The sequence below is a fragment of the Maribacter aestuarii genome, from assembly GCF_027474845.2.
GTDB lineage: Bacteria > Bacteroidota > Bacteroidia > Flavobacteriales > Flavobacteriaceae > Maribacter > Maribacter aestuarii.
This window is the reverse complement of sequence record NZ_CP107031.2, coordinates 24,368-46,508: the sequence shown is the minus strand read 5'-3', so window position 1 is coordinate 46,508 and position 22,141 is coordinate 24,368. Positions and strand designations below refer to the sequence as shown.

Below are 22,141 nucleotides of genomic sequence, written 5' to 3'. Positions count from 1 at the left end.
CTCAAAAAAATTCTTTTTTGTTGCTTCTCGTATTCGTTGCCCTACAGTTTTACAGACCAGAAAAGAACACATCACAAGGCAATCATGCATCAGTCTTTATAGCGGAAACTAATCCACCAAAATCTGTAAAAACAATACTTACAGAAACATGCTATGATTGTCATAGCAACAATACTGCATACCCGTGGTACAATAATGTTGCTCCATTTTCCTATTGGTTATCTGACCATGTAAATGAAGGAAAGGAACACCTTAATTTTTCGGATTGGGATAACTATTCAATAAAGCAGATAGACCATAAATTAGAAGAATTGATAGAGGAAGTATCCAAAGGCGAAATGCCCTTGAATTCCTATAAATGGATGCATAAAAGTGCTAGACTTTCCCAGCAACAGATTGATAGTATTGTTTCTTGGGCAGAACAGACTAGGATTCTTTATCAATTAGGGAAGCAACCAATTTAGGAATTCCTTCAACTGCAGTCTTTGCCATTACCGATAGGTTTTTGCGACTTTCTGAAATGGAAGGTTTTGGGTCGATAAAATGAATGGGAATATCTTGTCCCACAAAATCAATAAGGCTTGCTGCAGGATATACCTGCATAGAGGTTCCTACTATGATAAGAATATCGGCCTTAGAAGTAATGGCTATGGCATCGTCCAATAATGGTACCGCCTCTCCAAACCAAACGATATGCGGGCGTAATTGATAACCGTCTGCACACAAATCCCCCAAAACTATATCCTCTTTCCACTGCATAGGACTTCCACCAGGTTTTGTACTTCTTACCTTTAGCAATTCCCCATGTAAGTGTAGAACTTTTGAACTTCCCGCGCGTTCGTGAAGATCATCTACATTTTGGGTAATGATTGTTACGTCAAACTCAGATTCCAATTTAGTTAAGGCAATATGGGCAGGGTTAGGAGTGACCTTTGAAAGTTGTCTTCTCCTTTGGTTGTAAAAATCCAGTACCAAACTTGGGTTTCGTTGAAAACCTTCTGGAGTGGCTACTTCCATTACATCGTGTCCTTCCCACAGTCCGTTGGCATCCCTAAAGGTCCTCAATCCACTTTCCGCACTGATTCCTGCGCCGCTGAGCACTACTATTTTTTTCACGGTATATCAATTTTATATAAAAATATACTTTTTATTATCTTGGTTTAATGAACGAGGAGCTTTTGTCCTACTTAGAGGATTTTATATCTGAAGAAAGGAGAGACCGATTTATTTCGGTACTTGAACAAAGAACCAAATTCATTACCGTTGCTATAGAGGATGTTTACCAAATGCACAATACCAGTGCCGTAATAAGAAGTTGCGAAGCCTTCGGCATCCAAGAAGCCCACCTAATAGAAGGTAGGTTCGGCAAAAGGCTGGACAAGAATATTGCCATGGGCGCCCAACAATGGGTAGATTTACATAGATACGATTTGTGTACTGAAGCCATAGGGAACTTAAGGGGACTGGGGTATCAAATCGTTGCAACTACACCACACACCAAAGGTGTGCCACTTGCAGAGTTCAGCGTGGATTCTAAAATAGCCTTGTTCTTTGGAACAGAAAAAGAGGGCTTAAGTGAGGAGGTATTGTCCACGGCAGATTCTTTCCTAACAATCCCGATGGTAGGTTTTACCGAAAGCCTTAATATTTCCGTTTCGGCCGCCATTATACTTCAACAACTGACCACAAAACTGAAGCAAAGCAATTTACCATGGAAATTAAAACCTGGGGAAATTTTTGAAAAACGGTTGGATTGGACCAAAAAATCCATTAAAAGCATAGAGGAAATTCTGATAAGGTATTACCAGACTAAATAATTTTTTTACTACCTTGAGAGGGCAACCAACTAATTGATAAACAAATGACTACGTTAATTTATATTTTGTTAGGCATCTTTGCTCTAATCATTTTCCTCGCCTTAATTGCTCCCAAAACGTATAATGTATTTCGTACTATTGAAATCGACAGTCCTAAGACTAAAGTGTTTCCTCACCTTCGCTATTTGAACAAACAGCAGGAATGGTCTCCCTGGGCAAAAAAGGACCCCAATATGGAACGAAAATTTACTGGCACTGATGGTGAGGTCGGCGCCGTTAGCTATTGGAAAGGTAATAAGGAAGTTGGGGAAGGCGAACAGGAAATAACCAAAATAGTTGATGGAGAAAGAGTGGAGGGACAGCTACGGTTTTTCAAACCATGGAAATCAGAGTCCGACTGTTATATGCAATTAGAGGAAACTTCCAACGGAAAAAGCAAGGTGACTTGGGGTTTCTCCGGTAAAAATAAATTTCCAATGAGTATAATGATGCTAGTTATGAGTATGGATAAAATGGTAGGAAAGGATTTTGAAGAAGGTTTACAAACATTAAAAACTAAAATGGAAAGTTGAGATGGAACGAAATATGGTTGGCTGGTTTGAAGTTCCCGTAACGAACATGGAACGTGCCAAAAAATTTTATGAAACGGTATTTGATATATCCATTGCGATACATGAATTGGGTGATTTTATCATGGGATGGTTTCCCATGAGTCCAGATAAACCCGGTGCTACGGGTTCATTGGTGCAGCACAACATGTACGTTTCAAGCGACACTCATGGAACCCTGATTTATTTTTCCTGTAAGGATGTTGCAGATGAATTGAGTAGGGTAGTAGGTGCCGGAGGGCAAGTATTACAGCAAAAAACTGAAATTGGGGGCGGTCACGGTTTTATGGGATTGATAAGGGATACCGAAGGTAACAGAATTGCTGTCCATTCCAATCAGTAGTTTAAATATAGAAAATGGACGCTTCAGCTCTAGCGCCAAATCGAATGGGTAAAATTGTAGTTCCCACTCCTTTAGAAACATACATTGTAGTTTGGTCATTTTCATACCAGCCCTTTAAATATCTTCCACTTCCTCCTGGTTTGAAAAGTTCTTTACCAAAAAAAGTAATTTGCCCACCATGGGTATGTCCGGATAAAATCAATTTAATATTTACTTTTTCCGTTTTATTTATGCTGTCTATACTATCACGGTACTCAGGACAATGGTTAAGAACAATAGTTTCCAGAGTTTTATCTATATTTTCGCAAGCTTTCTTATAATCAGAATTACCTCCCATAAAATCATCGATACCCAGCAGGTTCACCGTTCTATTGTTCTTTTCAAGCCGATAATTTTCGTTGACCAAAATATGGCCATTGTACTCTTGAAATAGTTGGGTGAAATCTGTAATTGACATTCTACTGGAATATTCTTTATTACCCAGAATTACGATTTTAAGGATGTTACGATCTAAAAGATTGAGGAGCTCTTTCAGAATAGGTAATTTATTTTTCCTGCTTACCGTATCCCCAGTAAACACAATGGCATCCGGCTTTTCTTTATTGATTTTGTTTGCGATTGATTTATGGTAGCTTTTAATTTCGTTCAGGTGTAAATCGGATAATTGAATGAGCTTAATTTTATTATTTTGCTCTTCATCAACATCAAAAGAAGTCCAATCAATAATATATCTTTCAAACCAGAAACCGTTTAAAAAAAGAAGACCGGCCATTCCAGTCAGACCCAAGAATAATTTTAGGATAAATTTTCTTCTACCTATACGCATTTATCAGAATAAAAATTGGGACAGCTGTAAGATTTTTTCTTTACAAAATTAGGTAGCGAAGTTACTGCGAAGCCAATACAATCCCAAACCTCGTTTTGATCAGATTCCTTGTCAAATGGAACATCCTTGTTACATCGAATCAATTATAGAAATTAGCAGGGCACAATAAAATTTCAAGATTATACCCCTAATTTGTTGTTTGGATGTTATTGTGGGAAAAGGTTCGCCTTAAACCCTTAAAAATTTAGGGCATCAATTCTAAGAGTGCAATATCAAAATCATTGTCCAGTAAGACCTTACCATTTGCGACCACGACCTCTGTTTGCGAATATGTGTCAAAAAGCTTGGTTCCGTCACCAAAGAAACCCTTAACCCAGAGTGATTTTTTACCTTTAGGTAAATCTAGTCCCACCACTACTTTATCTTTATAGTCCCCGTCGGTATAGGCTCTACTGAAAACATAGGGGGTTTTACCCAGCCTTTTATGCTTACCGGCACCAATTGCAGGATGGTTGTTCCTAAATTGACCTACTTTTTGCCAATGTGCCAATATATCTTTTTTTCCTGGTAAGCTATCCAATTCTTCCCAGTTCATGTAGGAACGCAGGGTAGCATCACCTTGTGTACTGTCTATTACTAAACTGCGTGCCGTCTCATCACCATAGTAGACCTGGGAGGCCCCTGGAGTTAATAAAAGGACATTTGCAGTGCGCATGGGTTGCTTTCGCTCTTGGTCAAAAGGTTGACCGTCGTCGTGCGAAGTCAGATAATTGACTACACTTTTGTCCTTCAATGAGGTGTGCAGCAGTTTACTGTATTTAGTGAATATGGTCTCATAATCATTGTCAGCATCGTTTTTGAGCTCAAAATTTATCAAACTGTGGAAACCGTTATCAAAGTAATTTACCTTCTTGTCTCCAAAATCAAATTCCCTCCCACCGGAGATTCCATAGTTATAGACCTCACCGACCATGTAGAAGGGATTGTCATCTAAAATAGTATTTGGATGTTTTTTCTTCCATGTTTCAAAGGCGTAAGAGGCTTCCTTATAGAGCTCAGCCCAAGCATTCTCATTCACATGTTTTACAGTATCTACCCTAAATCCATCTATTCCTAGTTCGTGTATATAATCCGTTAGCCATTTAATGATATAGAACCTTGGGGCCCTTGGATAACCGGTACGATCAAAAAATAGTTGTAATTCGTCCAACTCAGCGCTAAGCCTACCTTCTTTTTTCCATTTTGCCAAGAGGGCATCAGGCAACTCTACAGCACTGTTGGAAGCAGTTAAGATATCAGGGAGATTATCTACCAACGTGCAATTCGTAGTGTTTTCATAGGTGGTGAATTGGCAAGTAGGATCTGTAATCACCCATTCTTTTGGCCAAACCGGGTCTTTTGGTGTAACCGGTCCGGTATGGTTTAAAACTACATCCATTAAAATCCTTATACCTTTGCCATGGGCGGTTTCAACGAGTTCCCTAAGATTTTCTTTAGTCCCAAAATTTGGATCCAATGTGGTCCAATCCTTTGTCCAATAGCCATGGTACCCATAAGTATTTCCAGTACCTTCATTAGTAGCTCCGTGGATTTGTTCAACGACAGGAGTAAACCAAATTGCATTGATACCTAAATCACTAAAATAACCTTCTTCAATTTTTTGGGTAATACCTTGTAAATCACCACCCATAAAACCTCGAAGGACTCCCGTCGAATCCGTACGTTCAAAGTTGATGTCATTCTCTGGATTGCCGTTGTTGAACCTATCTGTTAGCAGAAAATAAATATTTGCCCCGTCCCAAACAAAAGGAACTTTCTTTTCAGGTGCTACGGCAATATTTTCTGCAATGGGGATATCCTTAACAACTTCTTTTTTTTGCGACTCGCAAGCTGCAAAAAGAAAAAATAGTAAAGCGATGGTAAGTAGGTTTTTCATGTGCATTCTATTTGGGCTAAAGCTATAAAATGCGCACCGAACAGAAAAATTTTATTTTTTTCGGTTTAGAACCTTGAACTCTTCATAACAACTGCTAATGGCATCCAATATTTGGAGGTCATTCGCCGTGGTGATAAAAGATTTGGAGTAATTACAGTTGTTCAAGATGTCCTGTATATCTACTTTTTCCAATTGTAGTAGTTCAACAAGGGTCTCCCTATCGAATTTTGATGCCAAAAGATCACGTATTTGGTCATCTTCCTTCATCTGGCGTAACTTCCGCATATTATTAGGCTGCCTTCCAAAAAGATTACGGAGTAAGTCGGCCGGATTCAATATTGCCCCTAAAACCTTGGTAACTGCACTTGGATTTTTGTTTCCACCTTCATAACCTACAGAAAGGCCTGAGATACTATATTGATATGAATTATTTATAGGCAGGTTCTTTACGTCAATTTCCAAGTATCCTGTCAGCTGGTAGGGTCTAACAATTACTTCCTCTAGTGCATAGGCCAATTCTGTAAGGGCAATTTTTGTGTCCTCAAATTTGAACATGTCATTGGTGATTCTAATTTTTTGGGACTTAAAACCTAAAAAAGAAAGAAAAATATAAGGTGTCGTTTACGGCTGCCCTAATGGAGAATTCCCCTTTTTCATTGGTAATCGTTCCTACTACTTGATTAAGATTTACGACATGTACGCTTTCCATAGGTACATCGGTCTGTGCGTTCACCACTATGGCATTTATAGTGCTATCTTCTGAAGTTTCCTGGGCAAACCCTAAATACCCTAAAAGACAACAAATACCTATAAATAACTTACCCATGAATCAATATTCTCAAAATTGAAGGTACAAACAAAACAAAAAAATACGCCGAAGCGTATTTTTTAATATACAATTAACTAAAAGAAATCTCCTTTTCTTTTCTGACTTCTTCTTTTGCCTGAATTAGGACTAGAAGAGTTTCTTCGCTCCCTTCCCTTACTACGGCTTCTATCATCGTTTCTATTTCCATCGCGATCTCCCCTGCGTTTGCCTTTATCCCTAAAACCACCGCCGCTTCTGCGTTTACCGCCACCGCCTCCGGGATTTTTAGATACCTCAACATTCACGAAACGTCCGTCTACCTTAAATTCCGTAAAGGTGGAAAGAATTTTTTCCGTAGCCTCGGCATCGGTATTAAAGAATGAAAAACTATCCTTAACATCTACTTTAAATACATCATCTTGACCTAAACCTACAGTGTCTCGAATGAAGTCCTTCAAAGACATCCAATCATAACCATCTTTTTCACCAACGTTTACAAAATAGCGGACCGAACCGGATGTTGGAATTTCTCCTCTATTCTGTCTGTCCGAATTTCTTCCTCTGTCGCTAGTGTCAACGGTATTTAAATCCTTGGATTTATTGTAATAGTTATAAAAACGGGTAAATTCTACCGATACTATTTTTTTGATAAGTTCTTCGCGATCAATACCTTGTAACACATCATTGATTGCGGGGAGATAACTGTCTACGTCTTTATTAATCTTTGTGTCCTTAATCTTATTGGCCAAATGATATAATTGAATCTCGCATATCTCCATTCCAGTAGGAATGGTCTTGGAAATAAATTTCTGCTGAATTTTATTTTCTATAGCCTTAATTTTCCTAAGCTCACTTCTGGTAATGATAACCATGGAAATACCGGATTTACCCGCTCTTCCCGTTCGTCCACTCCTGTGGGTATAAGTTTCTATTTCGTCTGGAAGCTGATAGTTGATAACATGTGTTATGTCGTCTACATCTATTCCACGTGCTGCAACATCGGTCGCCACCAACATTTGAATTTGTTTCTTACGGAAGGAATTCATGACCAGATCGCGTTGGTTCTGACTTAAATCACCGTGTAAAGCACCGGCATTGTAGCCATCTTCTATTAATTTTTCGGCTACCTTTTGGGTATCGCGTTTTGTTCTACAAAAAATGACCGAGAAAATATCAGGATTGGTATCCGCCAACCGCTTCAGGGCAGGATAGCGATCTCTTCCACCTACCACATAGTATTCGTGTTGTACCGTAGAAGTACCGGCATTTTTAGTGCCCACGGTGATTTCCTTGGGATTATGCATGAATTTCTTGGCGATTACCGACACCTCTTTGGGCATGGTCGCAGAAAACAGCCAAGTAGATTTCTCGTTTGGAGTGTTGGACAGGATATCCTTTATATCCTCAAAGAATCCCATGTTTAGCATCTCATCGGCCTCATCAAGGATACAATAATCGATCTTGGAAATATCTACCAATCTACGGCTGATCATATCTTTCATACGTCCCGGTGTGGCTACGATGATTTGTGCCCCCCGTTTAATTTGTCTGGCCTGTTCCGTTATGCTGGCACCACCATAAACGGCTACTACATTGATGTTTCTTTCGTATTTGGAATACAATTGCAGTTCGTTAGTGATCTGCAGGCAGAGTTCCCGGGTAGGGGATAATATCAAACCTTGTGTGGTCCTACTGTCCCTTTCAATTTTTGAATCAGAGGAAAACCGAATGCGGCCGTCTTACCTGTTCCGGTCTGTGCGAGCGCAACCAAATCGGTTTCACTTTCCAATAAAATTGGGATTGCTTTTTCTTGTACTTCGGATGGGGTCTCAAAACCTAAATCCGTAATAGCATCTAATAAGGACTTTTGCAGTCCCAGTGCTTCAAACTTTGTCATAATATGTTATACTTAATCGCAAATATGAATGTTGCATAGAGCGATTACCGTATATAACCCATTAGACTCCGCGCAACACCTGCTATACCAGCGGCGTTTATTAAAGCGGCAAAGGTACTGCTAATTATTGGATAGTTTGATTTTATTACAATTGTTGGCTAAGGCGCAAGAAAATAGCCGTAAGTGGCATGCCAATTCCGATTACTCGAGTTACGCACATTTAAAGAATAAAGTTTTTCCTTTATGCTTTTGGAATGATACCCCCCGGAATATTTGACTACTTTATTATAGGTGATCATCATTTCCCCTTCCGGTTATCCGTTGACCATTTGGGAAATTTCCATGAGGCCTACAAAAAAGACAATGTACACACCTCCAACTGCTTCTGCACTCCCTGAGGCTACGGATACCTTGATAGTGTCCATTTTTTTTAGATTGTAACATCCATCGTATTTAAGAATTCTATCAGTTTAGTAAAAGCTTTCCCCCTATGTCCAATTTCATTCTTGACAGAAATGGGAAGTTGGGCGAATGTTTCAGTATAGCCCGATGGTTGAAAAATAGGATCATAACCGAAGCCATCGGTTCCCTTTTTTCAGTGCATATCTCTCCATCGACCGAGCCTTCAAAGAATTGGACTTTTTCCGATAGACGTAGGGCTATTACCGTTTTGAAACTTGCGGACCTGTCTTTTAGACCGTTTAAATTTTTAAGTAGCTTGTCCATATTGGCGTTGGCATCGTTTGCTTCGCCCGCATATCTGGCCGAATATACGCCAGGTGAACCGTTTAGTGCATTTACTATTAAACCTGTATCATCAGCAAAACAGGGAAAATTGTAATTTTTAAAAACAAAGTCGGCTTTTAATTTTGCATTTCCCTCCAGTGTATCGGCCGTCTCCGGGATTGGTACTGTGCAACCTATTTCATGCAGTGAAACTACTTTTATGTGTTTTGGAACCAGTAATTGTATTTCTCTTAACTTGTTATGATTATGTGTTGCAAATACTAACTTCATTTAAGCCGATAATTGGGAAACTCCTGTGCGTTACAAATCAAAAGTACTAATTTTATGCCATGGAATTAAAGCTGCCACCTGCACTTGTTGTTTTTATTTTTGCTTTTGCAATGTACTTGCTAAGTAGATTTTTACCTTTTGGTTATTTTGATTTTTTTGGTCGTTTGTTACTGGCCAAAATCCTAACTGGAACGGCAATTGTAATTCTCTGTGTTTCCTTGATTCAGTTTTTTAAATCCAAGACCACAATTGATCCTACTGCTCCTGCTAAGTCTAAAAAATTGGTAACGAACGGTTTTTACAAGTTTTCTAGAAATCCTATGTATCTGGCCATGCTGTTGCTTCTACTGGCACTAGGTCTAAAATTTGGTAATGCCTTTAATGTATTATTAGCTGCTGGATTTGTATCGTTCATGAACCGTTTTCAAATCATACCGGAAGAAAGAATGCTGTTGGAGAAATTTGGAAGAGAGTTTAAGGATTATTGCACGATAACAAGAAGATGGTTTTAAAAGTCAAAATATTAGCTCTATAGGTAATAAATTAATATATTAGCGAAATAGCTTATTATTCATAATATTAATATTCTAGTTAATAAAAATGATTGCAATAATTACAGGTGATATAATTGATTCTGAAAAGCACGCCTCTTCGGAATGGATGGAGCTGCTTAAAAACTTCTTCGCTCAGTTTGGTCCGTCTCCCATGAACTGGGAAATATATAGGGGAGATGAGTTTCAGTTAAAAGTAAACAAAGAAAACGCGCTTCTCACGGCCATCAGGATAAAGGCCCTCATTAAGTCGGTTAAGGGCTTGGATGTAAGAATGGCAATAGGAATTGGCCTCGAAACTTTTTTGGGTGCCGGGGTAACGGAGTCCAATGGTCCAGCCTATCAACTTTCCGGTCGTACACTTGAATCTTTGAAAGATAGTAAGATAAGCTTAAGTATTGCTACGGATAATGAATTCTATGACCGTACCCTAAATCTAATGTTACGGTTATCGCTAGATTTTATGGATGATTGGAGTGTGGTCTCCGCGGAAATTATGACATTGGTTTTGGAAAATCCGGAAGCATCCCAGAAAGAAATAGCGAAGCAGCTTGGTATAAAACAATCTGCAGTAAGTCAACGATTAAAACGGGCCCGTTTAGATCTTGTTGAGGAGTTATTGGCTTATTACCAGCACGTTTGTCCTGAATTCTAAAAAATGGAAATATTCATTAAACTTTTGTTAGCCCATCTCATAGGGGATTTTATACTTCAGCCCCAAAGGTGGGTTATTCACAAAGAGGCGAATAAAATAGCCTCCAAGTTCCTGTATTTTCATATACTCATTCATCTGGGCCTTTATTTTCTCGTTTTGTGGGACATCAGCTCATGGAAACTTGTACTTTTATTGACGCTTAGCCATTTTATAATCGATTTGCTAAAGTTGTATTCCGAACGGCTTTTTACGAATAAAAGTGTTCCTTTTTTCTTGGATCAGCTATTGCATATAGGAGTAATCTATGCTTGCTCGTTTTTTGGGGAATTGCCGGCACATACAATCGACCTGATTCAAAATATGAATTGGTCCTTGCTACTGGCGATAGTTTTTGTGACTTTTCCTTCCGCTATTATAATGAGTAAAATGTTAGAGCGCATGTCCTATCAAATTGAAACGAATCACAAATCTTTGCCAAATGCAGGTAAGTACATAGGAATCATAGAACGACTTTTTGTTCTGGTTTTTATTCTAGTAGGAAGATGGGAGGCAATTGGCCTATTGATAACCGCAAAATCGGTCTTTAGGTTCAACGACTTAAAAGAAAGTAATAACAGAAAACTAACCGAATACATCCTAATAGGTACCTTGGTGAGTTTCGGATTGGCCATACTAACAGGAATCTTATATACCCAGCTTTAAATTTGTAAAGGTAATTATCATGACTAGAATAATGCTCGTAGTTTTCATCGTCGTTTTTTCTTCATGTGGGGAGGATAAGAAAAACCAAAAGTCGGAATATAATGCATATGAAATCTCCGAGCGTTGGTCCAAGGAAAAAGCTAATAAATGGTACGCCGAACAACCATGGCTAGTGGGCGCAAATTTTAATCCAAGCACGGCTATAAATCAGCTCGAATTTTGGCAGGAAGATACCTTTGATCCAGAAACCATTGAAAGGGAACTTAAATGGTCGGCAGATTTGGGAATGAATCTGCATCGGGTATACCTACATAATTTATTATGGGAACAAGATTCTGTAGGATTTTTAAATCGTTTGGAAGAATACCTAAAAATGGCGGATTCTTACCAAATAAAAACGATGTTCGTCCTACTGGATGATGTTTGGCACCCTATACCCAAATTAGGGAAACAACCCGAGCCAATACCTCACGTACACAATTCGGGTTGGGTTCAGGCACCAGGGGCAGAAATATTGGGAGATACCATAAGGCATAGGGAATTAGAGCCCTATATTAAGGGTGTTCTTAGACATTTTGCAACGGACGATAGAATGTTGGTTTGGGATGTGTATAACGAGCCGGATAATGTTGCCAGCCAACCTTCTCGGAAGGAACTAGAGTTGAAAAATAAGGCTAAGTACTCACTACTTTTACTTAAAAAGGTAATCCGGTGGTCCAGAGAAGTAAATCCGGAACAACCGATTACAGCGGGTGTTTGGAAGGGAGATGTAAAGCATTGGGGAACACCCGATAGTCTGCCACCTCTGGACAGGTTTATGCTAGAGAATTCGGATGTCATATCCTTTCATGCGTACGATGGGGATGTTGAAGATGTGCGTATGAAAATAGAAGAATTGCAAAAATATGACCGACCGCTATTTTGTACTGAATATCTGGCTAGAGGGGTTGGAAATACGTTCGAAGCTGTCTTGCCTCTTTTAAAGGAGCATAAAATTGCGGCCATCAATTGGGGATTTGTGGCCGGTAAAACGAATACCATTTATCCTTGGAAAAGTTGGGATTCTACGTTTACCGCAGAACCGAAAATTTGGCATCACGACATCCTAAGGGCGGACGGAACTCCCTTTTCAGAAAATGAGGTTAATTTCATTCAGGAAATGACAAATAGCAATGCTCAATGAAAAGGACCCTTGGAATATTGATTCTTTTATTGGTTTTTAGGTCGTATTCCCAAACCAACTATTTCAAATCTTTTGATGGAACCGAGATTACGTATACCGATGAAGGTTTTGGTAAGGCCGTACTTCTAGTTCATGGTTTTATAGGCTCAGGAGCATCTTGGGAAAAAACGCCCCTGAAGAGTGACTTACTGGAAAAGGGGTATCGTGTTGTAGTTCCAGACCTGAGGGGCAATGGAAATTCAGGTAAGCCTCAAGATGATAAAGCATATCAAGATGAAGCGGAGGTAAAGGACTTAAAGGAATTAATGAGTCACTTGAATACTAAGGAGTACTATGCCGTTGGTTATTCTCGCGGAAGTATAGTATTAGCTAATTTATTGACCAAAGAACCTCGGATAAAAAAGGCTGTCCTAGGCGGTATGGGCATCGATTTCACCAATCCTGATTGGGATAGAAGGATAATGTTCATGGAGGCCTTTGCGGGAAATGTCACGAATGAAACGAATGATGCTGTAGAATATGCCAAATCTATAGGTGCTGATTTACGTTCCCTTCATTTACAGCAAAAATACCAACCGGTCACATCAATTGAAGAATTACAAAAACTAAAGGCCAAAATTTTAGTGATTGCAAGGGACCAGGACATGGATAACGGGAACCCTAAAGAACTACATGGAGTATCCAAAAAAAGCAAATTAGTCATCATACCTGGAACTCATAATGATGCTTACAAAACCTTGGAGTTTTCAAAAGCGATTCTAAGCTTTTTTTAATGAAAATAAATTGTCTAAAAATGTTAATTTTTTTCTATGAAATTTGATTTTTTGAAAAAAAAGGGAACGTAGTCTATCATCCTAGGGGTAATTGGTATTTTTGGCACAATTTACACCATATTTAACAACCCAAAGAGAGGACTTGAATTTATAATAGAAAAACGGGCAAACCTCATTGATAAAAAGGATGATGGTGTTATATTAAAGGTTTTGTTAAATGATTCAATAGATATTTCAAAACTTAATAAAGAAATTTCAATTTATGAAGTTTTAGTAAGGAACCAGGGAGGTGAGAATGTTAGAATTCATGATTTCGATTCTAGTTTAAATTTTGGTCTTTTGATAAGCGGAGGAGAAGTTCTTAAAACTCCAAAGATTATTGAATCTTCCGATTATGACTACTATAAAAACGTACTCGAAAAATTTTCTACCAACGAACTAGTTTTCAAGAAAAAGATTATCGATTCAGACAATTATTTTAAAATAAAATTTTTTGTTCTACATGGTCAAGATGAAGTTCCAATTATTAATTCAGTTGGAAGAATATCTGGACAAGGAATTATCCCGATATTGGATAGGTCTGTAACAGACGAAGAGCTGGCGCTTCAAAAGGATGAACGGATTTCATTGGTTTTTATTTCTTTAATTTTTACATTATTGGGTTTTGTTGGCTTAGTATATGCTTATTTAAAGAGTTTGAAAAATCAAAGATTAATCGCTGAACAAAATTATTTAATTGAAAATTCTTTAGTTGAAAGAGATGAGTTGCTTAAAGAGATACGAAAGCTCCGAAAAAACACAAAATGATTCAAATGTTTGTAATACAATTTTGTCCATTAAAATAGGAAGAAAAATTAATGAAAATGCGTAGGCATTTATACAGTAGTATAACTTTTGATAAGATTACTTTACTACGGGACAAATTAATTTTTACTTTTACTGCTTGTTTAAGTTGATAGTACAACAATGGTAGAAGAGGGTAGAAAATATGTATTTGACTTTGATAGTACCTTAACAAGGGTCGAGGCCTTAGATGTACTCGCCGAAATGACCTTGAAGGACAATGCCAACAAGGAGCAAATCATTGATGAAATACAAAAGATTACTAATCTTGGTATAGACGGTGATATATCGTTTACGGAATCTTTAGAAAGACGTATAAAACTGTTAAACGCCAATAAGTCGGATTTAAAAGGGCTCGTAGAGGAATTGCGTCAGAAAATTTCAAAATCTATCGCATCGAACAAAGATTTCTTTGAAACCTATGCGGATGATATTTATGTAATTTCATGTGGTTTCAAAGAGTTTATAGACCCTATCGTAGCGGAATATAATATACCATCAGACAGGGTATACGCCAATACTTTCCGTTTTGATGACGATGGAAATATTATCGGATTTGATGAAAGCAATGTACTATCTCAACATAATGGAAAAATAGAATGCCTTAAACAGATGGATCTGGACGGTGAAGTCCAGGTCATTGGTGATGGCTATAGTGATTATGTAATGCGCGAGGCCGGTATTGCGGATAAGTTCTTCGCCTATACCGAAAATGTACACCGAGAAAAGGCCGCCAATAATGCGGACCATATTGCACCTAATTTAGATGAATTTTTATTTGTGAACGATTTGCCAAGAAATATATCTTACCCCAAGAACAGAATCAAAGTGCTTTTACTGGAAAATGTGCATACCGCAGCATTTGACAATCTATCAGAAGATGGGTTTTCAGTTGAATTGATAAAGCACAGTCTGCCCGAGGATGAATTGATAGAAAAAATCAAAGGAGTACATGTGCTGGGCATACGCTCTAAAACTCAAGTGACCAAAAAAGTTTTGGACGCGGCGGATAAACTTTTGGTTGTAGGTGCCTTTTGTATCGGAACTACTCAAATTGAATTGGAATACGCAAAGAAAAGAGGCGTTGTGGTCTTTAATGCTCCCTATAGTAACACTCGTTCGGTCGTGGAGCTTGCCATCGGGCAGATAATCATGCTCATGCGCAGTGTTTTTGCTAGAAGCACTGAAATCCATAATGGCCAATGGCAAAAGACCGCTGCCGGTTCAAGGGAGGTACGCGGTAAGAATCTTGGAATTGTTGGTTACGGTAATATCGGGAAGCAATTATCCGTTTTGGCGGAAGCCATTGGTATGCGTGTTTATTACTACGATATAGAGGACAGTTTGGCACTTGGTAACGCAAAAAAGTGTGATACCTTGGAAGATTTGCTGAATATTTCCGATGTTGTAACCCTTCACATTGATGATAACCCTGCTAACAAAAATTTTATTGGGGAACGGGAAATCAATCAAATGAAAAATGGAGCGATGCTCATAAACCTCTCCCGTGGTTTCGTAGTGGATATTGATGCCTTGTCAGCTGCTTTAAAGAGCGGAAAAATAGCTGGAGCCGCAATAGATGTTTATCCAGAGGAACCTAGGAGCAATGGTGAATTTAAAACGCCACTACAAGGTTTGCCAAACGTTATTTTAACACCGCATGTAGGAGGAAGTACAGAGGAAGCGCAAAGGGATATTGCCGATTTTGTACCCAATAAAATAATGGACTATATTAATTCCGGAAATACCGTAGATGCGGTAAACTTCCCTAATATTCGTTTGCCAAAGCAAAACAAAGCGCACCGTTTCCTTCATATCCACAAAAATGTGCCGGGAATCATGGCCAAAATAAACAAGGTGTTGGCCGAGTACGAACTAAATATTTCTAGTCAGTATTTATCCACCGACAATGAGGTAGGCTATGTAATTACCGATTTGGATAAGGAATACAACAAGGATGTGATCAAAGCATTGAAAAAAGTAGAGAATACGATTAAGTTCCGAGTGCTCTATTAGATTTAAGATTAGACTTTATTGATGGTGATAGGGCTCGTTCTTTAAGATGGTAAAGGCCCTGTACACTTGTTCTGTTACAAATAAGCGAATCATTTGATGTGAAAATGTCATTTTGGAAAGACTTATTTTTCCAGCGGCAGCGGCATAAATTTCTTGACTAAAACCATAGGGGCCACCGATTAAAAAAACCAATTGTTTAATTCCGGAATTCATTTTCTTTTGCAGATAGGATGAAAATTCAATTGAGCTTAAGAGTTTTCCTTTTTCGTCCAATAAAACCAGAACGTCAGTAGGATTTAATTTTTTTAGGATGAGTTCCCCTTCCTTGGTCTTTTGTTGGTCCTCGGAGAGATTTTTGGAATTTTTTAAATCAGGAATCACCTCTATTTCAAACTTAATATAATATTGCAGTCGCATCTCATAGACATTTATTAAGCTCTGAAGCGCCTTACTGTCCGTTTTGCCAATGGTCAATAGTTTAATTGTCATGTTCCAAAAGTAAATCAATTTCGCAAATGGATTCGTATTTTAGCAACTGCCAATAGATCACAATGATATCAGACGCGCAATTTAACAAGGAAATACAGGGAATAATCGAAAATGCCATCCGTGAGGATGTGGGTGATGGCGATCATAGCTCGTTGGCCTGTATTCCTCATGAAGCAAAAGGTAAGGCTAAGTTATTAGTAAAAGATGAAGGGGTAATTGCGGGGGTGGAGTTTGCTAAAAAAGTATTCTCTTATGTGGATGACCAATTGGAAATTGAGACCCTAATTGAAGATGGAAGTCTTGTTAAATACGGCGATATTGTTTTTTATGTGAACGGGCGTTCGCAGAGTATTCTTAAAGCAGAACGGCTGGTCCTTAATGCCATGCAGCGCATGAGCGCAATCGCCACGAAGACTAATTTTTTTGTGGAATTATTGAAGGGTACTGGGACTAAAATATTGGATACCAGAAAAACAACCCCAGGCATTCGCGCTTTGGAAAAGTGGGCGGTAAAAATTGGGGGAGGGGAGAACCATAGGTTTGCCCTGTACGACATGATAATGTTAAAGGACAATCATATTGATTTTGCAGGCGGAATTACCAATGCAATTGCCAAGACCAAGAAATATTTGAAGGATACCGACAGAGATTTGAAAATAATCGTGGAAGCTCGAAATTTGGATGAAATACGGGAAATTTTAAAGTCGGGCGGAGTGTACCGTATTTTAATCGATAATTTTAATTATGAAGATACACGCAAAGCAGTAAGCCTCATAGGAGATGCTTGCCTTACCGAATCATCAGGAGGAATAAATGAGGATACCATTCGCAAATATGCGGAATGTGGGGTGGATTATATTTCATCTGGGGCTTTAACACATTCCGTCTATAATATGGATTTAAGTCTAAAAGCAGTGTAGATGTCGACCGAAATTGAGGAAAAACTAGAAAAAATACCTGTTGTAGACTGGTTTGTCCGTATTCTTAAGAAGATAAAATTACCCGGTTTTGAAGGGCTCTCAGCATATGATTTAACGGAAATGTATGTGAGCGGCATCTTAAAAGGTGCCATTTCCACGCGTGCAAGTGCTATAGCTTTTAGTCTTTTCCTTGCATTGTTTCCGTTGTTGATATTTATGGTAACCCTAGTACCGTTTTTGGTGTCCTATATAAGTTTAGAAAATGCCGATTTTGAAATTCAATTTCAAATGTTCCTGGAATCTTTTCTACCTACTGCAACAGGTGAATATTTTGGAGAAGTTTTTCAACAGATAAAAGATCAAAAAAGGGGAGGACTCCTGTCTTCTGCCTTTCTCTTGTCCATTTTTCTGGTTGCCAACGGTGTAAACTCGATATTTGGCGGATTTGAAACTTCCTATCATATTGAACTTACACGGAATTTTTTTAGACAATATCTATTCGCGTTAATGGTAGGCTTGATTTTGGCTATTCTTATTATAGTAGGTTTTGTAGCTTTTATTTATTTTGAATTCTATGTGTTGGGCTACTTATCGGAATTTGCCGCAAGACAGGGAGGTTATGTGTTGGGCAAGGATGAGATAATAGGCGTGCAAATTGCCAAAGTATTGTTCTTTGTAATCCTTTCGTATTTTACGACCGCCACACTTTATTACTTTGGTACACGAGAAGGGAAACAAGCAAGGTTTTTCTCGGTGGGTGCGTTGATGACGACCATTCTATTTTTAATCACTTCGTATCTCTTTGGTATTTATGTGGAAAAATTTGCTAGATACAATGAGTTATATGGTGCATTGGGAGGATTATTAATTCTGATGGTCTACATTTGGCTAAATTCCAATATCTTGTTGCTTGGTTTTGAACTTAATGCTTCCTTGAACTCCTTGAGGAAGATTACTAAAAAAGAAGAATGATATACCCCCGTCTAAGTCTCTTGATTCTCTTATTTTTATGTACATCTACTTTTGTTAACGCCCAGAGCGTATTTGGGAAATGGAAAACTATAGATGACCGAACGGGTAAACCAAAAGGCATCATTCACATTTATAAAAAGGAGGGAAAGATGTATGGCTACGTTGAAGAAATATTGGAAGAAGGAAAGAAAGATGCGGTTTGTATCAAGTGCGATGGAGAATTGAAGGATGAACCAGTCGTGGGTATGGAAATCATTACTGCTGGCGAAAAAAACGAGGACGGGGAATGGAAAGGAAAAAGACTATTCGACCCGGAGCAAGCTATGTCTTTTCGCTTTAGAATATGGCTAAATCCAGATGACCCCAACGAACTTAAAGTACGCGGTTATCTCGCTTTCATTTATCGAACGCAAACGTGGTTACGTGTGGAAGGTTAATATGTATGGCGAACTTTATCAACGTTATTTTGCCTATTCCTTTGGAAAGGCACTTCACTTACAGCATAAGTGGTGAAGAAGCCCTGATTCTAAGGCAGGGCATGCGTGTCGCAGTACCATTTGGCAAATCAAAAATATATACCGGACTCATATCAAAGGTACACCAAACCCCTCCCGAAGTCTATGAGGCCAAAGAGATTCATCAAGTTCTGGACGATACTCCTATAGTAACACAAATCCAATTGCGACATTGGCAATGGATTGCGGATTACTACATGTGTACGCTAGGCGAGGTGGTCCGAAGCGCACTGCCCGGCGCTTTTTTGTTGGAGAGTGAAACATTGGTATTGCGTAATATGGAAGTGACCGTAGACGAGCTAGAACTTGGGGACAACGAGTTTCTAGTATTTGAAGCATTACAGCATCAATCTGTATTAAAAGTGCATGAGGTGGCCGCCATAGTCGATAGAAAAAATGTAATGCCCATATTGCATCGGCTTTTAGAGAAGAATATTATCAAACTCAAAGAAGAAGTTTATGAGCAGTACAAACCTAAGTTGGTGCGTTATGTTCGGTTAGGAAACGAATTCACGTCGGACCTTGCTCTGGAAAAGCTATTGGAGACCCTAAAAAGAGCCCCGAAACAGAGTCAGGTAGTATTATCTCTTTTTCAACTGCAGGGCAATACTATGAAACCAATTTCTATTGCGGATTTGGAGAAATTCAGTGGAAGTTCCAGTGCTATTATTAAAGCTTTGGTAGATAAAGGTATTCTGGAGGAATATTTTATTAGAAAGGACCGAGTGAATTATGATAACACCGAAGAAAATTTAGAAACAAAGGACCTGAACGAATATCAGGAAAAAGCCTTAGAGGATATTTCACAAGCTTTTGAAGATAAAAAAGTTACACTCCTAAAAGGTGTGACCTCCTCGGGAAAGACCGAAGTCTACGTAAAACTCATCGATGCATGTATCGCTAAAAATAAACAAGTACTCTATTTATTGCCTGAAATAGCGCTCACCACGCAACTCATCTCCCGGTTACAGGAATACTTTGGTGAAAACATTGCTGTCTATCACTCTAAATATACCGTTCAGGAAAGAGTAGAGGCCTGGAACAATGTTTTGCATGACAAGCAAAAGGCTCAAATTGTAATAGGTGCTCGGTCGGCCTTGTTCCTACCGTTTCAAAATTTGGGCTTGGTAATAGTTGACGAAGAGCACGAAAGTTCCTTTAAACAGTTTGATCCCGCTCCCCGGTATCATGCAAGAGATGCGGCTATAGTGTTAGGCAAATTTCATGATGCAGATGTCCTATTGGGTTCGGCAACGCCAAGCATCGAGAGTTACTATAATGTGCAGTTGGGAAAATACGGATATACGGAGATAAATAGACGCTTCGGAAATGTGTTAATGCCAGATATGGAACTTGTGGACATTAAGGAGGCACAACGAAAACGGAAGATGAAAGGTCATTTTTCCGAACGTTTACTTGAGGAGGTTACACAATGCCTAGATACTGGGGAGCAAATTATTCTATTTCAAAATAGACGGGGCTACGCTCCGATATTGGAGTGTTTAACCTGTGGACATACCCCTCAATGCCCAAATTGTGATGTAAGCCTCACCTATCATCAATATAGAAAACAAATTAGGTGTCATTATTGTGGACATCACGCCGCATTACCGGAATCATGTCAGGCTTGTGGAAGTCCAGATTTGGATACTAAAGGTTTCGGGACGGAGCAGATAGAGGAGGAGGTAAGGAAACTCTTTCCAGAGGCAAAAGTAGGCCGTATGGATTTGGATACGACCCGTGGTAAGCATGCGTATGAAAAAATTATCACAGCCTTTGAACGGCAGGAAATGGACATACTCATCGGAACACAAATGCTGACCAAGGGATTGGATTTTAGACATGTAAGCCTTGTCGGCGTTATGAACGCGGATGCCCTCTTAAATTTCCCAGATTATAGGGCGCATGAACGTAGTTTCCAATTATTGACGCAAGTTTCTGGAAGGGCGGGCAGGACCAAGAAAAGGGGCAAGGTCATCATACAAAGTTATAATCCGTACCATCAAATTTTAAAACAAGTTACTACAAGTGACTATGAAGCCATGTTTAATGAGCAATTGTATGAACGTGAGCAGTACAGGTATCCTCCCACCAACCGTATTATAAAGATTACGTTCAAACATAAAAATTTCAATATTCTCAACGAAGCTGCGGATTGGTTCTGCGGGGCATTGAAAAATAATTTTGGAGGCACCGTACTGGGGCCCGAGTATCCACCTGTTGCCAGAATCCGAAATCAATATCTGAAACATCTTTTGGTCAAAATTGGCAAAAAGGAATCATTAGCCACCACGAAGAATAATATTAGGAGAATAGAAAAATCATTCAATGCAATTTCTATGTACAGAAGTGTCCGTGTCATTTATAATGTAGACCATATTTAAAAAGAAAAACCGCCATAAAGGCGGTTTTCATATTGAGTAAGATTATATCATATGCTATACGTTGCTTAGTGCTTCGGCCAATTCCGTTTTTTTGTTTCTACTTAAAGGAATGGAACGTCCACTAACTTCAACATTCTTACTGTTGAATTTTTCAACTTTTTCCAAGTTAACGATATAGGATTTGTGGATTCTTAAAAACTTGTCTTCCGGCAATTGCTTTTCGAAAGATTTCATTGTTGATAAAATTACAATATTAGCTTCGTCGGTAACCAATTTTATATAGTCACCAAGCGCTTCTATCCACTTGATATCGTTTAGGATAACTTTTCTTTTCTTAAGATTACTCTTCACAAAGATGTGCTCTTCGTCTTCGGTAACCCTGTTCATTTGCTCATATTTTGCAACGGCTCTTTTAACAGATGCATCAAAGCGTGCCATGGTAATCGGCTTATGTAAATAATCCGTTACATCATAATCAAAAGCTTTAAGGGCATAATCGGGTTTACCGGTAATTAAAATTACCTGAGGGCTGTTATCCAGGGACTCGAGTAGGTCAAATCCTGTAATAATAGGCATCTCAACATCGAGAAAAATTAAATCTATCTCGTTGTTTTTAATTCCGTTCTTAGCTTCAATAGCATTGCTGTATTCCGCTACCATGGCCAAGTTGGGATGGTTGTTTACCAACTTTGCGACGGCCATCCTTTGCATGGATGAATCGTCAACGATAATACTTCGTAATTTCATAGGGCTGATTTGTGGGGTTAAATCATCGACAAATTACCGAAAAAACACGCTTAACTGCAACAAAAGATGTAAACAATGTAGTGTTGATCGTATAATTGGCAATGAACATGGGTTTTAAGATTTGGTTCAATATTTTTAA

General features: G+C 38.7%; 20 protein-coding genes and 3 pseudogenes. 15 read left to right on the top strand and 8 right to left on the bottom strand.

Annotated features, from left to right (window positions below):
- Window positions 1-17 precede the first annotated feature (17 nt).
- Entirely contained in the window at window positions 18-464 is a 447-nt protein-coding gene (locus tag N8A89_RS00245; protein ID WP_289644697.1) for a heme-binding domain-containing protein, read from the top strand.
- On the opposite strand, the gene N8A89_RS00240 is transcribed toward N8A89_RS00245, so the two are convergent.
- Window positions 427-1,116 (bottom strand): SIR2 family NAD-dependent protein deacylase, encoded by a 690-nt coding sequence (locus N8A89_RS00240; protein ID WP_281540431.1) that lies wholly within the window; start codon window positions 1,114-1,116, stop codon window positions 427-429. The two genes, N8A89_RS00245 and N8A89_RS00240, sit on opposite strands and share 38 nt — an antisense overlap.
- Window positions 1,117-1,163: 47 nt before the next feature.
- On the opposite strand from N8A89_RS00240, the gene N8A89_RS00235 reads away from it, so the two are divergent.
- The 3 genes from N8A89_RS00235 to N8A89_RS00225 are packed head-to-tail and all read left to right on the top strand — an operon-like array spanning window position 1,164 to window position 2,768.
- Window positions 1,164-1,817 carry a TrmH family RNA methyltransferase gene (locus tag N8A89_RS00235; RefSeq protein WP_281540430.1) on the top strand — a complete coding sequence of 218 codons (654 nt, stop codon included), beginning with the start codon at window positions 1,164-1,166 and terminating at the stop codon, window positions 1,815-1,817.
- A gap of 44 nt (window positions 1,818-1,861) precedes the next feature.
- Window positions 1,862-2,389: an SRPBCC family protein gene (locus tag N8A89_RS00230; protein WP_281540429.1), complete on the top strand. Its 528-nt coding sequence runs from the start codon at window positions 1,862-1,864 to the stop codon at window positions 2,387-2,389.
- A 1-nt stretch (window position 2,390) separates the two neighbouring features.
- Window positions 2,391-2,768 carry a VOC family protein gene (locus N8A89_RS00225; RefSeq protein WP_281540428.1) on the top strand — a complete coding sequence of 126 codons (378 nt, stop codon included), beginning with the start codon at window positions 2,391-2,393 and terminating at the stop codon, window positions 2,766-2,768.
- 1 nt (window position 2,769) lies between these two features.
- Here the strand turns inward: N8A89_RS00225 and N8A89_RS00220 are convergent, their stop codons facing one another.
- The 5 genes and pseudogenes from N8A89_RS00220 to N8A89_RS00200 all read right to left on the bottom strand — a co-directional run bounded on the left by N8A89_RS00220 (window position 2,770) and on the right by N8A89_RS00200 (window position 9,252).
- Entirely contained in the window at window positions 2,770-3,594 is an 825-nt protein-coding gene (locus tag N8A89_RS00220) for a metallophosphoesterase (RefSeq protein ID WP_281540427.1), read from the bottom strand.
- Window positions 3,595-3,838: 244 nt separating this feature from the next.
- Window positions 3,839-5,530, bottom strand: a complete 1,692-nt coding sequence (locus N8A89_RS00215; protein WP_289644696.1) for an alpha-amylase family glycosyl hydrolase — start codon at window positions 5,528-5,530, stop codon at window positions 3,839-3,841.
- A 51-nt stretch (window positions 5,531-5,581) separates the two neighbouring features.
- Window positions 5,582-6,356 (bottom strand): annotated as a pseudogene (locus N8A89_RS00210) (carboxypeptidase-like regulatory domain-containing protein).
- Window positions 6,357-6,433: 77 nt separating this feature from the next.
- Window positions 6,434-8,235 (bottom strand): annotated as a pseudogene (locus N8A89_RS00205) (DEAD/DEAH box helicase).
- 430 nt (window positions 8,236-8,665) lie between these two features.
- Window positions 8,666-9,252 (bottom strand): annotated as a pseudogene (locus N8A89_RS00200) (non-canonical purine NTP diphosphatase).
- Between the two features lie 59 nt (window positions 9,253-9,311).
- Between N8A89_RS00200 and N8A89_RS00195 the strand changes: the two are divergent.
- The 7 genes from N8A89_RS00195 (at window position 9,312) to serA (ending at window position 15,975) form a co-directional block, all read left to right on the top strand.
- Window positions 9,312-9,764, top strand: coding sequence for a methyltransferase family protein (locus N8A89_RS00195; RefSeq protein ID WP_281540424.1), 453 nt, complete (start codon window positions 9,312-9,314; stop codon window positions 9,762-9,764).
- A gap of 88 nt (window positions 9,765-9,852) precedes the next feature.
- Window positions 9,853-10,458: a SatD family protein gene (locus N8A89_RS00190; RefSeq protein WP_281540423.1), complete on the top strand. Its 606-nt coding sequence runs from the start codon at window positions 9,853-9,855 to the stop codon at window positions 10,456-10,458.
- 3 nt (window positions 10,459-10,461) lie between these two features.
- The gene (locus N8A89_RS00185) at window positions 10,462-11,160 is read left to right on the top strand and encodes a DUF3307 domain-containing protein (RefSeq protein ID WP_281540422.1); all 699 of its coding nucleotides are present in this window, start codon (window positions 10,462-10,464) and stop codon (window positions 11,158-11,160) included.
- 19 nt (window positions 11,161-11,179) lie between these two features.
- The gene (locus tag N8A89_RS00180) at window positions 11,180-12,343 is read left to right on the top strand and encodes a glycoside hydrolase 5 family protein (protein ID WP_281540421.1); all 1,164 of its coding nucleotides are present in this window, start codon (window positions 11,180-11,182) and stop codon (window positions 12,341-12,343) included.
- Window positions 12,340-13,116, top strand: coding sequence for an alpha/beta fold hydrolase (locus N8A89_RS00175; RefSeq protein WP_289644695.1), 777 nt, complete (start codon window positions 12,340-12,342; stop codon window positions 13,114-13,116). Before N8A89_RS00180 ends, N8A89_RS00175 begins: the two co-directional genes overlap by 4 nt.
- Before the next feature lie 210 nt (window positions 13,117-13,326).
- Window positions 13,327-13,923: a hypothetical protein gene (locus N8A89_RS00170; protein ID WP_281540419.1), complete on the top strand. Its 597-nt coding sequence runs from the start codon at window positions 13,327-13,329 to the stop codon at window positions 13,921-13,923.
- Between the two features lie 159 nt (window positions 13,924-14,082).
- Window positions 14,083-15,975 (top strand): phosphoglycerate dehydrogenase, encoded by a 1,893-nt coding sequence (gene serA, locus N8A89_RS00165; RefSeq protein WP_281540418.1) that lies wholly within the window; start codon window positions 14,083-14,085, stop codon window positions 15,973-15,975.
- 15 nt (window positions 15,976-15,990) lie between these two features.
- Here the strand turns inward: serA and rlmH are convergent, their stop codons facing one another.
- Window positions 15,991-16,464 (bottom strand): 23S rRNA (pseudouridine(1915)-N(3))-methyltransferase RlmH, encoded by a 474-nt coding sequence (rlmH, locus tag N8A89_RS00160; protein ID WP_281540417.1) that lies wholly within the window; start codon window positions 16,462-16,464, stop codon window positions 15,991-15,993.
- 62 nt (window positions 16,465-16,526) lie between these two features.
- Between rlmH and nadC the strand changes: the two genes are divergently transcribed.
- Genes nadC through priA form a run of 4 tightly spaced genes read left to right on the top strand, consistent with a single transcriptional unit; the run spans window position 16,527 to window position 21,255 of the window.
- A complete protein-coding gene (gene nadC / locus N8A89_RS00155) occupies window positions 16,527-17,384 on the top strand; it encodes a carboxylating nicotinate-nucleotide diphosphorylase (RefSeq protein ID WP_281540416.1) in 858 nt (285 codons plus the stop codon).
- On the top strand, window positions 17,385-18,356 hold the full coding sequence (locus tag N8A89_RS00150; RefSeq protein WP_281540415.1) for a YihY/virulence factor BrkB family protein: 972 nt from the start codon (window positions 17,385-17,387) through the stop codon (window positions 18,354-18,356).
- Window positions 18,353-18,793 carry a DUF2147 domain-containing protein gene (locus tag N8A89_RS00145; protein WP_281540414.1) on the top strand — a complete coding sequence of 147 codons (441 nt, stop codon included), beginning with the start codon at window positions 18,353-18,355 and terminating at the stop codon, window positions 18,791-18,793. Before N8A89_RS00150 ends, N8A89_RS00145 begins: the two co-directional genes overlap by 4 nt.
- A gap of 5 nt (window positions 18,794-18,798) precedes the next feature.
- Window positions 18,799-21,255 carry a replication restart helicase PriA gene (priA, locus tag N8A89_RS00140; RefSeq protein WP_289644694.1) on the top strand — a complete coding sequence of 819 codons (2,457 nt, stop codon included), beginning with the start codon at window positions 18,799-18,801 and terminating at the stop codon, window positions 21,253-21,255.
- Between the two features lie 54 nt (window positions 21,256-21,309).
- Here the strand turns inward: priA and N8A89_RS00135 are convergent, their stop codons facing one another.
- Window positions 21,310-22,002 (bottom strand): LytR/AlgR family response regulator transcription factor, encoded by a 693-nt coding sequence (locus tag N8A89_RS00135; RefSeq protein ID WP_281540413.1) that lies wholly within the window; start codon window positions 22,000-22,002, stop codon window positions 21,310-21,312.
- Between the last annotated feature and the right edge of the window lie 139 nt (window positions 22,003-22,141).